Source organism: Trinickia dinghuensis (assembly GCF_003367175.1).
GTDB classification, from domain to species: domain Bacteria; phylum Pseudomonadota; class Gammaproteobacteria; order Burkholderiales; family Burkholderiaceae; genus Trinickia; species Trinickia dinghuensis.
On record NZ_QRGA01000008.1, the window covers coordinates 186,873 to 199,042 of the forward strand.

Below are 12,170 nucleotides of genomic sequence, written 5' to 3' on the forward strand. Positions count from 1 at the left end.
AGATCTCTTCTAAGCCGCATCGTGCTAGTCGTCCTGGCCGCGTCGGCATGCGCACGGATGTCGGCTCACGCGCAGGTCGATCTTTATTCGCTCGAAGCCGCTTACATCTTCAACTTCACGCAGTTCACCGAGTGGCCGGCCGCGCCTGCCGCCGGCACCGTCCTCACGGTCTGCGTCAATCCGCGCACTCCGCTCGGCGCAATGCTCGCGAAGCTCGATGGGCGCGCGGTGGCCGGCAAAACCTGGAGCGTGAAGCCGATGTCCGAAGGCACCGCCGTCACGGCATGCGACGTACTGATCGTCGACGACGCCACCTCCAATGCCGCGACGAAAGCCTCGCCTACCTCCGATCTGCCGATCCTGGTCGTGCGCACGGCCGATGCCGACGCCAGCGACGGGCATTACGTCGTCACGCTGTTTCGCGAGGGCGACCGGCTCCGGTTCGACATCGACAACACCGAAGCGGTGCGCCGCCATCTCGGGCTCAGCTCGAAGCTGCTTCGCTTGGCAAGGAACGTGACATGAAGCAAAGCGACGACTACGCGCCGAGCCCGATGAAGGAGACGTCGCGCGTCAAGCTTGCCGGTTTCGGCGTCGCGCTCCTGATCTCAGGATTCGTCCTGCTCGTGTATCAAGCGATTTCGCTGCGCTCGGCCTTGACGGCGGACGCGAACGTGCAGGCCGACATGATCGCCGACAACGTGTCGGCCTCGGTCATGTTCGACGACGTGCGCTCGGCGCAGGAAACGCTGCATTCGCTGCGCAAGGTGCCCTACGTCGAAAGTGCCGGAATCTATACCGTCGACGGCAAGCGCTTCGCGACCTACGCGAGGCCCGGCGTCTCCGCCCCCCAGCGCGGCGGGGCGCAAGCGGCCAACGTCGAGACCGGCGGCCGCCGCTTCCTGTTCGACGACGTCTTCGTCGCCTCGAACATCACGCAGAACGGTAAGACGCTCGGCGCGGTGGTGGTCGTCGCGACGACCGCGCAAATGACGGCGCAGCTCGTGCACTTCGCCTTGTTCATCCTCGCCGCATCGCTATGCGCGCTCTGGATCGCGTTCGTCATCACGTCGAGGATGAGCGCGCACATTGCCCACGCCGAGAAGAAGCTCGAGTACTTGGCGTCGACGGATCCGCTGACGGGATTGCCGAACCGGCGCGCATTCTACGACGCGTTGAGCGACCGGTTGCAGCGCGGCGCACAGGGCGGCATTCGAGCCGCACTGATCTTGGTCGACCTCGACGATTTCAAGAACGTGAACGACACGCTCGGTCACGGTGCGGGAGACGAATTGCTCAAGCATGTCGCGGTCGCGCTGCGGCAAAGCGTGCGCACGGCCGACCTCGTGAGCCGCATCGGCGGCGACGAATTCGCCGTGCTCGTCGCGATCGCGAAAGAAAAGGCCGAAGGCATTCGCACGGCCGAGCGCATCGCGCGCGCCCTCGCCCGCCCGTTCGATCTGCCGCGCGCGAGCGTCGTAGCCAGCGCGAGCGTCGGCGTCAGCGTCTACCCCGACGATGCGGCCGACGTCGCGTCGCTCGTGAGCAGCGCCGATATCGCGCTCTACGCCGCGAAGAGCACCGGCAAGAATGCCGCCGTCGAGTTTCGTCCGAGCATGACCGTCGAAGCGCGGCGGCGTGCACGGCTCGAAACCGAATTGCGCAAGGCGATCGAGACGAACGAACTGAGCCTTGTCTATCAGCCGCAATTCGACTGCCGCACGGGGCGCATGATCGGAGTGGAGGCACTGGCTCGCTGGATCCATCCCGTCGACGGAGAGATCTCGCCGATCGAATTCGTGCCGGTGGCCGAAGACAGCGAACTGATCGTCGCATTGGGACAGTGGGTGCTGCGGCGCGCGTGCCGCGACGGCGCACGCTGGAACGCGGAACCGGGCCTGGCCCTGCACGTGGCGGTGAACGTATCGGCACGCCAGTTGCGGCAGGCTCGATACAGTGAAGATGTGAAAGCGGTACTCGCCGAAAGTGGCCTTTCTCCGCATCTGCTCGAGCTCGAGCTGACGGAGAGCCAACTGATGGCGAACATGACCGCCGGGGTCGAAGCAATGCGCCAGTTGCGCGCGGCCGGCATCCGCTTGTCGCTCGACGACTTCGGCACCGGTTATTCCTCGCTGTCGTACCTGCAGTCGTTCCCGGTCAACACCCTGAAAATCGATCGCGCCTTCGTGAAGCCGTTGCCGCGAGACGGACAGCCGATCGTCACCGCCATCATTTCGATGGCGCACAGCTTCGGCATCGCCGTCGTCGCCGAGGGCGTCGAAGATCAGGCGCAGCTTTCTTGGCTCGCCGACGCAGGCTGCGACATCGTTCAGGGCTACCTGACGGGCAGACCGATGCCGTTCGAGCGCATCACCGATCTGTTACGCAGCGAGTGCGAAGACTCGGAACCGTTGACCTCTGGGAGTGCGACAGATCCTACAGATCGGCGTTCTGCGCTGTAAACCCGCTGAACGCCGTATGGGTCGGCTCGATCGGTGCGAGGTCGTTCATCACGATGCCGAACGTCTCGTCGCCGCTGATCAAGTCGTAGTACATCACCGCCTGGATACCTTCGTTCTTGCGAGCCGCGTAAAAGCGCTGCAAGTTTGTTTGTACGTATGTTGCACGGAACTGCTCGTTTTCCTGCGGTGCCGCGTTCCACTCGGTGATCATGAACGGCACACCGTAGCGAGCCTTGCAGTACGCGGGCAAGTTGAACCCCGGCCCTGCACCGTCGATGCCGATGTCGAGGATATCGCCGTAGGGCTGGTAGTTGTGCCAGGTCGTGATGTCCCAGCGCATCTTGCGGTAGCCGCCCGAGCCGTCAGGCTGCTCGCCGTCCCACAACATATCCGAAGCGCCGATGTCCGCCACCGTGAAGTTCACGGCGCACTTCGCGCTCGGCTGAACGGACTTGACGCCATCGATCATCCCTTGAATGGCGCCCCGCAGAATCGGCCAGTTCGCGTTGTTGAAGTCGTGAGGCCCCGTGCCCGCGTACGTCGAGTTGACGATGATCGCGCTGTCGCGCGTCAGCTCGTTGCCGCATTCGTACATCGTGACGCCGTGCGGCCCGAGTGCCTTCGCAATCGCCGCCGCGTTGCCGCGCGTGGCGAAATACGCCGCGGACTCGCTCGCGTACAGGTTGCCGTTGCCGTCGCGCAAACCGAGGTTCAGCATCGGCAGCAGCGTGAAGTTGACAGAGCGGAAAGCATCGGCCAGCCCGATCAGCGCATTCAATTGCGTGGATGAGGCGTCGCAGCCGACGCGATAGCTCGTGCAGCCGAGCGCCTGCAACGTCGTGATGATCTGCTGCGGGGTGTACGGATAGTCGAAGTGGCCGTTCATTCCGTAGAACATGCCGGCCGGCACCGTCAACGGATTGCGCGGATCGGAGCACGGCAGCCAACGGCCCGCCCACGTCATCACGTAGAACTGACCGCCCGTTCCACTCTGATAGATCATGCCGCCGTACCAGAGCAAGAGACTCACATTGTAGGAGTCTTTGTCCTTTACACCGTTTTTGTAAATAAAGCCGTTACTGAGCGTCCATACGTTCAGGAGCTTGTCGACGATCGAGGTTGCGGAAGGAATGACCGCACCGTCAATCGATGTGCTCGCGACATTGCTCGCCGCGATAGCTTCGTCTGTTCCCAAGGCGCCAAATGCAACTAAAGCTTGGCCGCCGGCAATGGCCGCCATTTGGCCCAGGAATCGACGTCTCTTCATCATCACTTAATGCCTCCGTGGCTAAGTCGTAGTGAGTTAGGTATGACCCTTGCGAGTCGGCCACTCTGACCACGAGGCGCCCCAAAGAGTTCGGTGCTTTTTCCGCTTTTTGTCGAATTAATTTTTCATCATACGTTACATTAAGTCACAATATTTCGCTTCACGCCCGCATCGTGAAATTTAGATCTGTCACGTGTTTTCGTATCGTGGCATTGGGAAGATTGCGGAGGCGTATCATCCTTCGTTCATCGATCGCGGATCGATTTTCGGCGTGACTTTCAGCGAGATGTTTCAGCGCCGATATCCCCTCTCTCTCACGGTTATGAACACGCAAGACCTCGAACGCCTCGTGACGCTCGCCATGCCGTTCGGCAAATACAAAGGCCGGCTCATTGCCGATTTGCCCGGCCATTACCTCAATTGGTTCGCGCGAGAGGGGTTTCCGCCCGGAGAGATCGGCCGGCTTTTGGCACTCATGCAAGAGCTCGATCACAATGGATTGAAGCCGCTTCTCGACCCGCTGCGTAAGCGCGGCAATGCGAGCGGTCCGAAGGCGTGAAGATTTGAAGGCGTGACGGCCCGAAGACCTGAGGCGAATCGTCGTGGGACGGTTGATTCGCCTAATAGATCGAACGCGTTTGAAGCGGATCGATTGAACCCGTGGCCGGGTGCTGCCGCGCCGCTAGCCGGCTGCGCGCTCTCCGAAAAACGCATCGTGCAGTTCGTCCGAGCAGATGTCGGCGAGCAGCTCGCGCAAGCGCTCCGCCTTCCGCGCGCCATAGGCGCCCTCGAAGCGCTGCTGCGCCTGTGCCCAAAGCGCCTTGGATTCGACCAATTTCTTGCGCCCCGCGGCTGTGAGAACGATGCGGCGGCTGCGCCGGTCCGCCTCGTCGACCGTCACCTCGACGAACCCGTCGCGTTCGAGCGGCCCGAGATTGTGCGACAACGCCGAACGGTCGAGCACCATGTCCTTGGCGAGTTCGCTCATCGTCGGCGCCCCGGCGCGTTCGATGTGCACGAGCGCGGAGTGCTGCGACAAACGCAACCCGCAGGGTGCAAGCACGTCGTCATAAAGTTGCGATAAACGGCGAGCAGCCTTGCGCAGCGCCGCCCCGTTGCAGAGCGACAAGCCGCTCGCCTGCCCTTTCTTCGCCGGAGCTTTCGTTTTCATTGAGGTGCGGTGGGGTTCCGATCGATCGACGATCGCAAGTTTAGCGCCTTGACGGTCACGGGCATCGGTGACTGAGTTGCATTGCGCTCAACCGGCCCCCTCCCCCGATCCGCGGCGATGCATCCCCTTCAAATCGTCAATGCCGCCGTCGCAGCAATCGATTCGTCCCGCGCACACAACCATGGCGCGGCTCTCTCGGCCGCTAGCGCGATACGTTCGCGCAGCGGCGCGCTGGTCACCTCGTAGCCCGTGAAATCGTGCGTGGAGGCGTACACCCCGATCGGCAACGTCCGCGCCTGAAAGAAGCTGAAGAGCGGCCGCAATTGATGCTCGAGGACGAGCGCATGACGCTCACTGCCGCCCGTCGCGGCCAGCAGTACCGGTACGTCGACGAGCGCGTCCTGATGGACGAGATCGAACAGATGCTTGAACAGCCCCGTGAACGATGCGCGAAACACCGGGCTGGCGACGATGAGCGCATCGGCCCCTTCGATGGCGCGCAGATGCGATTCGACAACCGCGGACGCTTTTCGGCGATCGAGCGTAACGCCTACGTCCGCCGCGATTTCGCTCAACTCGACGACATGCACGTCAAGCGGCACCAGGTCGGCAATCTGGGCGACGATGGTGTCGACAAGCGCCAACGTGCGCGATGGGCGCTGTAACCCGCCCGATACCGCCACGAGCTTCAATTTTTTCGACATGCTTTGCATTCCTATTTATTGGGTTCGATTCTCGGTTTGCGGAGCATTGATCGTCGATTCGCATCGACTCAATCGACGAGCGCCGCGGCGTGCCCGTTCGGCACCAGCATCCGCTGCAGCACGGCTTCCTCGAGCTCGGCGATCGAGCCGGACGCCCGTGCTCTCGGCCGGGGAATAGCGACGGGCTCGTCCAGCGCGACTCGTCCGTCTTCGATCAGTACGATACGATCCGACAGCGTCACGGCTTCGTGCACGTCGTGCGTGACGAGCACGGCGGTGAAACGATGCTCGCGCCATAGGCGCGTCAGAAGCGTGTGCATCTCCAAGCGGGTAAGCGCATCGAGCGCGCCGAACGGCTCGTCGAGCAGCAGCAGCGACGGACGATGCACAAGTGCCCGCGCCAGCGCCACACGTTGTCTTTGGCCGCCCGACAGTTGCGCCGGCCAATCGCGTTCGCGCCCGCCCAAACCGACTTCGCGCAATGCGGCGCGCGCCTCGTCGCGCGCGCTCGGCGGACAGCCGAGCATCACGTTGGCCAGGACCGACTTCCACGGCAGTAGGCGGGCTTCTTGAAACATCATGCGTCTACGTGCCGATCCCTGCGACGAGCCTAGCGCTTCGCTCGCATTTCGTACGTCGACCGCCCCCTCGTCCGGCGCGTCGAGGCCCGCGACGAGGCGCAGCAAGGTCGACTTGCCGCATCCACTGCGGCCGATGATCGATACGAAGTCGCCGTCCGAGATCGACAGGTCGAGGCGATCGAGCACGAGGCGGTCGCCGAATCGCTTCGAAACCGATCGCAACTGCACGGCGGGTTGTCGCACGGATGCGTTCATGCCTTCGCTCCTCGCCAAGCGATCGGGCGCTTGAGGGCTTTAGGCCATCGGCCGGAACGCGCCGTACCCTTGCTCGCAGACCGAGCCACAGCATGCGGCGAGCGCCATGGCACGAGCCATGTCTCCAATGCTCGCGCCCCCTGATCGGCAAGCTTGCCGAGCAACGCGTAGAGCAAGATGCCGACGACGACGACATCGGTCTGCATGAACTCGCGCGCATTCATCGTCATATAGCCGATGCCCGACTGCGCCGAGATGGTCTCCGCAACGATCAGCATGACCCACATGAGGCCGAGCGCGAAGCGCACGCCGACGAGGATAGACGGCAGCGCCCCCGGCAGCACCGCGTCGCGGTACAACGCAAAGCCTCGTAGGCCATAGCTTTTGGCCATTTCGACAAGACCTGCGTCGACCGACCGAATACCGTGAAACGTATTGACGTAGACCGGGAAGAACACGCCGAGTGCGACGAGGAACAGCTTCGCCTGCTCTTCGATGCCGAACCAGAGAATGACGAGCGGAATCATCGCCAGCACGGGGATGTTTCGGATCATCTGCACGGTCGAATCGAGCAACGCTTCGAGCAGCTTCGAACAACCGGTCGCAAGCGCGAGCAAGAAACCGATCCCACCGCCGATCACAAATCCGCCCAACGCGCGCGCGGCACTGATTTTCACGTCGGCCCACAATTCGCCGCTTTCGAAGAGTCCCCACGCGGCGCGCGCGACGGCCCATGGTTCCGGCAAGATGCGCGCGGACAGCCATCCCGAGCGTGCCCCTGCCTCCCATACGATGAACGCGAGCGTGGGCACGATCCAAGGCAGGATGCGTCCGCTCCAAACGGCTCGTGTCCTCATAGCACTTCTCCTTTCGATCGGTTAGTCATCCTTCTCGTTTGCATCGGCGTGAATCGAATCGGCTCGAATCGGATCGAATCGGCTCGATTCGACGCAAAGCCCCATTCAGCTCTGCGACACCCTCGGCAGATACGAATTGCCGACCACCTCGCCGAACGGCCCCGAGAGCGGAGCTTCGATACGCTGCCGGACATACCCCGGCAACCGAGGAAACACCAGTTCGCCGAAACGGTAGGCCTCTTCGAGATGGGGATAGCCAGAAAGAATGAACGTCCCGATTCCGAGGTTCGCGTACTGCTCCATGCGAGCGGCGACTTGCTCGGGGCTCCCGACAAGTGCCGTACCGGCACCACCTCGCACGAGCCCTACGCCGGCCCATAAGTTGGGATAGATTTCGAGTTCGGCCCGCGTGCGCCCCTTGCCGCCGTGCAATGCGGCCATCCGCCGCTGCCCTTCCGAGTCCATTCTCGAGAACGCCGCTTGCGCGCGCGAGATCGTGGCTTCGTCCACACGGCTGAGCAGCCGATCGGCTGCCGCCCACGCCTCGTCCTCGGTCTCTCGGACGATGACGTGCAAGCGAATGCCGAACTTCAACTCTCTGCCTTTGGCATGGGCCCGCGCCCGCACTTCGGCGATCTTCTTCTCCACGGCATCGGGCGGCTCGCCCCAGGTGAGATACGTGTCGACATGCGAAGCCGCGATGTCCTGCGCCGCCTCCGAAGATCCGCCGAACCACAACGGAGGATGCGGCGTTTGCACGGGCGGATAAAGCAGCCTGCCGCCTTTCGACCTCAGGTGGTCGCCCTCGAAATCGACGGTGTCCCCATGATGAGAAGCGCTCAGATGCTCTCGCCAGATCGATAGGAATTCGTCGGTGATGCGATACCGCGTGTCGTGATCGGCGAAAATGCCGTCGCCCTCCAGCTCGGCTTGGTCGCCGCCCGTGACGACGTTGATGAGCAGCCGCCCTTTCGAAAGGCGATCGAACGTTGCAGCCATGCGAGCCGACAGCGCCGGTGAACTGAGCCCGGGGCGCACGGCCACCAAGAATTTCAGGCGCTGCGTGACCGCAATCAAGCTGGACGCCACGACCCAGGCGTCTTCGCACGAACGGCCGGTCGGCAGCAGAACGCCTTCGTAGCCGAGTGTGTCGGCCGCTACGGCGATTTGTTTGAAGTAATCGAAATCGGCATTGCGCGCTCCTTCCGACGTGCCCAGATAGCGCGTATCGCCGTGGGTAGGGATGAACCAAAATACTTTCATACGGTGCTCTCCGCTCCTGTTATGCGAGCCATTGCGCGTCTTTGACCGCGAGTTGCTTCGGGATCAGCTTCAATTCGGTGAACGTATCGGCGATCGTCTGCTGCCCTGCCAGCACTTGCTTCGACACCGGCACGACGCCATACGAAGCGCGGCGTGCCGCGATTTCGATCGTGGCGGCATCGAGGCCGGTAATCGGCGCGAGTTCACGCGCGATCTCGGCCGGATGGGTTTTCGCCCATGCATCGACTTCGGCAAGCGAGTCGATCACCGCGTGGACGAGTTGCGGGGACGCCGCCGCGAAGCGGCGCGACGCCAAGTAGAACTGGAGGTTGTCGACCAAGCCCGTGCCGTCCGCCAGCACACGGGCACCGGTTTGCCGCTCGATCGCCGCGAAATACGGATCCCAGATCACCCATGCATCGATGCTGCCTTGCGTGAAGGCGGCGCGGGCGTCGGCCGGGGCGAGATAGACGGGGTGGATGTCGGTGTAATCGAGACCGGCTTGTTTGAGCGCACGGACGAGCAAGTAGTGAACGTTGGAGCCGCGATTGAGCGCGACCTTTTTGCCGCGCAGTTGCGAGACCGAGGTCAGCGGCGAATGTTGCGGCACGACGGTCGCTTCCGATTTCGGAGCGGACGGCTCGTTGCCGACGTAGACGAAATCGACGCCGGCCGCCTGAGCGAAGATCGGCGGTGTTTCGCCTACCGTGCCGAAATCCACGGCACCGGCATTGAGGCCTTCGAGCAATTGCGGCCCAGCAGGAAACTCGAGCCATGACACGCCGATGCCTTGATCGGCGAGACGCTTTTCAAGCGTGCCGCGCGCTTTCAGCAAGACGAGCGTGCCGTACTTTTGATAACCGATGCGCAGTGTCTTGACGCGCTCTTGCGCGAACGCGCGCTTCGCCGGGGCGATACTCCATGCGCCCGCGGTAAGCGATGCGACGCCCCATGCGGCGCACTTCAGCAACCGACGTCGCGAGCTTTCGCGATGGGTTGTATTTTTTGAAGGCATGACTTCTCCCTGGCGCGCCGGCGCCTTCTTGGCGAGTTGATTAGGTATGCGAAACGGATTCGGATGGACGTTGCCGCGCAGCAGCAACCGGAAGCGTCAGTCTAGAAAAGACGCGGAAACGTGGGAACGATCTATTTGAGCTTTGCTCAGGACGGATCGAGATATGGGGAGGGTGCAACGTCGCGGGTCGATCTCCACCGCAAGACAGACGAAAAGATGATCTTCGAAGATACCGAGCAAGGCTGGCTGCCCGCCGCGGCGTGATGAGGCGTGTTCGTCTCGTCGATGAAGCGATGTTCGCTGCGTTGAACGGTCATCAGCCGGACATGGAGTGATGGCGCAATAATGGATTGCCATCCGGCAGCCGCAGGCCGATACAATCGATGCCGCATGCAAGATCGAGCAGGGCCACATAGTGAGCGGCGCCCACTGCGCGCATCACTGGCGCCGCAAACCTCGTGCGAGTTATCCCCACTTTCTGTTGGCAATGCTGTGGACAAGCTGCAGATTACTAGCGTAAGTTCTTGATTGAATTGGGGGACAGACGCGATGCACGCAATTGAGGTGCGCCGCGCTTTCCATTTGCCACTTCGTTCGTCGATCTGGGGGTTCCATCCATGCTCAAAAAGTTCGTTTTGCTGCTCGCCTTGCTCGTCGCCACCCTGTCCACCGCGTTTGCCGGGACCGTCGACGTCAACACCGCCGATCAAGCGACGCTACAGTCGCTCAAGGGCATTGGCCCGGTCAAATCGAAAGCCATCATCGACGAGCGCACGAAGAACGGACCGTTTAAAGACGCAAACGACCTGGCTCAGCGTGTGAAAGGTCTAGGCGCGAAGTCCGTCACGAAGCTCGAGACCGAAGGACTGACGGTGGGCGGTTCGTCCACCCCGCCTACTGCCGCCGCCGGCAAGCACGAAAAGGCAGCGCCCGCGACTTCGGCTAACGCCGCGCAACCGCCCGCGAAGGCAACCGCACCCGCTAAGACGGCCGCAGCCACGCCGTCGGCGACCACAGCAACCGCGGCAGCCACGGCCGCACCGGCATCGAACGCGAAGCCCGCCAAATCGCATAAAAAGAACAAGAAGGACAAGACAAAGGCCGCCGCCTCGGCAGCATCGGGCGCTTGATCAGGCTCCGGCCGGCCGTTCCCGCGCCATACGGCGCATTACCCTCGGCGCCCCACATTGCTGGGCGCGCCGCTTCAGCAGGAGCATCATCATGGGTCTACTCGATATGGTCGGCTCTCTCCTCGGCAACGCCGAGGCCGGCGGACAGCAGCAGAACGCGCTATCGGCCGTGACGGAGTTCGTCAACAACCAGCCGGGCGGATTGCAGGGACTCGTTCAAACGTTCGAACAGCAAGGCGCCGGCGGCGTGATCCAATCGTGGGTCGGCAACGGCGAGAACCAGTCGGTCTCGTCCGACGCACTTCAAAACATCCTCGGCTCGGGTGCCCTCGGCGACTTGGCGGGAAAACTCGGGATTTCGCCGGAGCAAGCCTCGGGCGTGCTCGCGCAAGTGCTGCCGCATGTCGTCAATCACGCGACGCCGGACGGCCAGGTGCCCGATAGCGGCCAGATCGATGCCGCCAGCGTCATAGGATCGATTCAGCAATCCGGTGGCTTGGGCTCGCTGGTCGAGGGGTTGCTTGGGAAGAAGGAAAGCTGAGTAGGCGGAATCGGCGCCGAACGACGGCGATCAGGGCCAGCGCCTCGGCTCCTGTCGTTCGGCAGGGTAGAAGCTGTCATGCACGCTGCACGACGGCTCCTACCGCCTCGATGATGACGCGGTTACGACAGACAACGCTTCTACGTTAATCCGTAGCGTCAGCGCCGCTCATTCCGGGGAAGCATCGCTGGGGACATCGCCATTTTGCGATTGCGGTTCCCCGTTTTGCGGCTGCATTTGCGGTTCCGCTTCGGCGCCGACGGCTTCCGCGCCCTTCTCTTCAACGCCCTCCACCGCTTCGGCATTGGCTTGGGCCACATCCGTCTGCCCGGCCTGCCCGGCGTTGGCCTGACCCGCATTGGGTTTGCCTTGCTGCCCCTTGCGGCGTCCGCCCGGGCCGCCCTTCGCTTGATTGCGCGCGAACGCGGCATCGCGCCCCGTCACCGTGCCGGCGGGCGCGCCGGACAAATCGACGCGCGCGGCGCCGTCGGTCAAGCAGGCCCAATAGCGGCTGCCGCGGCACCACGTGCTAACGGCTTCCCTGATTTCCGCCTCGGTCAACTGCAGATCGGATGCCTGCGCAATCAGGTCGGCAAGGACGCCCACCTTGAGCGGCACTTTCGGGGCCGGATTCTTTGGAAACGCAGCCGGAAAGCGTTTCTGCAGCTTTCCGATCACGCGCACGACGGGATCGACGGGCGGCGATTTCTCGGCCGCGCGCGCTTGTCCGCCGGGCCGGGCCGGCCGATCCGCCTTCGCGGCAGGCTTCGCCGCCGGTCTCGGTCCTTGCTTCGGCCCCTGCTTCGGCCCTTGCTTCGCAGCTGGCGCCGGCTTATCCGCCGGGCGCTCCTGCTGCTTTTTCAACTTCGCTTCCTTCGTCAGCTGCGCCTTGAGCGCCGCCAGTTGCTCGAAACCCATGCTCTG

At 63.0% G+C, this 12,170-nt stretch carries 13 protein-coding genes; 5 read left to right on the forward strand and 8 right to left on the reverse strand.

The genetic code is table 11. The annotated features are described in order from the left end of the window. Window positions 1-21: 21 nt before the first annotated feature. On the forward strand, window positions 22-525 hold the full coding sequence (locus DWV00_RS15550; RefSeq protein WP_220274704.1) for a YfiR family protein: 504 nt from the start codon (window positions 22-24) through the stop codon (window positions 523-525). After that, window positions 522-2,462 (forward strand): putative bifunctional diguanylate cyclase/phosphodiesterase, encoded by a 1,941-nt coding sequence (locus tag DWV00_RS15555; RefSeq protein ID WP_115534482.1) that lies wholly within the window; start codon window positions 522-524, stop codon window positions 2,460-2,462. Before DWV00_RS15550 ends, DWV00_RS15555 begins: the two co-directional genes overlap by 4 nt. Here the strand turns inward: DWV00_RS15555 and DWV00_RS15560 are convergent. Then, on the reverse strand, window positions 2,437-3,732 hold the full coding sequence (locus DWV00_RS15560; protein ID WP_115534483.1) for a hypothetical protein: 1,296 nt from the start codon (window positions 3,730-3,732) through the stop codon (window positions 2,437-2,439). The genes DWV00_RS15555 and DWV00_RS15560 overlap by 26 nt on opposite strands. Before the next feature lie 319 nt (window positions 3,733-4,051). On the opposite strand from DWV00_RS15560, the gene DWV00_RS15565 reads away from it, so the two are divergent. Beyond that, window positions 4,052-4,288 carry a DUF3820 family protein gene (locus DWV00_RS15565; protein ID WP_115534659.1) on the forward strand — a complete coding sequence of 79 codons (237 nt, stop codon included), beginning with the start codon at window positions 4,052-4,054 and terminating at the stop codon, window positions 4,286-4,288. A gap of 123 nt (window positions 4,289-4,411) precedes the next feature. On the opposite strand, the gene DWV00_RS15570 is transcribed toward DWV00_RS15565, so the two are convergent. From DWV00_RS15570 to DWV00_RS15595, 6 genes are all read right to left on the reverse strand, one after another. Further along, window positions 4,412-4,900 (reverse strand): MarR family winged helix-turn-helix transcriptional regulator, encoded by a 489-nt coding sequence (locus DWV00_RS15570; protein ID WP_115534484.1) that lies wholly within the window; start codon window positions 4,898-4,900, stop codon window positions 4,412-4,414. 128 nt (window positions 4,901-5,028) lie between these two features. Continuing rightward, entirely contained in the window at window positions 5,029-5,604 is a 576-nt protein-coding gene (gene msuE / locus DWV00_RS15575) for an FMN reductase (RefSeq protein WP_115534660.1), read from the reverse strand. Between the two features lie 68 nt (window positions 5,605-5,672). Beyond that, on the reverse strand, window positions 5,673-6,458 hold the full coding sequence (locus DWV00_RS15580; protein WP_245964894.1) for an ABC transporter ATP-binding protein: 786 nt from the start codon (window positions 6,456-6,458) through the stop codon (window positions 5,673-5,675). Further along, the gene (gene ssuC / locus DWV00_RS15585; RefSeq protein ID WP_115534486.1) at window positions 6,437-7,297 is read right to left on the reverse strand and encodes an aliphatic sulfonate ABC transporter permease SsuC; all 861 of its coding nucleotides are present in this window, start codon (window positions 7,295-7,297) and stop codon (window positions 6,437-6,439) included. Before ssuC ends, DWV00_RS15580 begins: the two co-directional genes overlap by 22 nt. A 105-nt stretch (window positions 7,298-7,402) precedes the next feature. After that, window positions 7,403-8,560: an FMNH2-dependent alkanesulfonate monooxygenase gene (ssuD, locus tag DWV00_RS15590; protein WP_115534487.1), complete on the reverse strand. Its 1,158-nt coding sequence runs from the start codon at window positions 8,558-8,560 to the stop codon at window positions 7,403-7,405. Between the two features lie 19 nt (window positions 8,561-8,579). Further along, entirely contained in the window at window positions 8,580-9,575 is a 996-nt protein-coding gene (locus DWV00_RS15595) for a sulfonate ABC transporter substrate-binding protein (protein WP_115534661.1), read from the reverse strand. Window positions 9,576-10,192: 617 nt separating this feature from the next. Between DWV00_RS15595 and DWV00_RS15600 the strand changes: the two genes are divergently transcribed. Continuing rightward, window positions 10,193-10,705 carry a ComEA family DNA-binding protein gene (locus tag DWV00_RS15600; RefSeq protein WP_115534488.1) on the forward strand — a complete coding sequence of 171 codons (513 nt, stop codon included), beginning with the start codon at window positions 10,193-10,195 and terminating at the stop codon, window positions 10,703-10,705. Between the two features lie 91 nt (window positions 10,706-10,796). Continuing rightward, window positions 10,797-11,246 carry a YidB family protein gene (locus tag DWV00_RS15605; protein WP_115534489.1) on the forward strand — a complete coding sequence of 150 codons (450 nt, stop codon included), beginning with the start codon at window positions 10,797-10,799 and terminating at the stop codon, window positions 11,244-11,246. 168 nt (window positions 11,247-11,414) lie between these two features. Here the strand turns inward: DWV00_RS15605 and DWV00_RS15610 are convergent, their stop codons facing one another. After that, window positions 11,415-12,164 (reverse strand): ProQ/FinO family protein, encoded by a 750-nt coding sequence (locus DWV00_RS15610; protein ID WP_115534490.1) that lies wholly within the window; start codon window positions 12,162-12,164, stop codon window positions 11,415-11,417. Window positions 12,165-12,170: the final 6 nt, after the last annotated feature.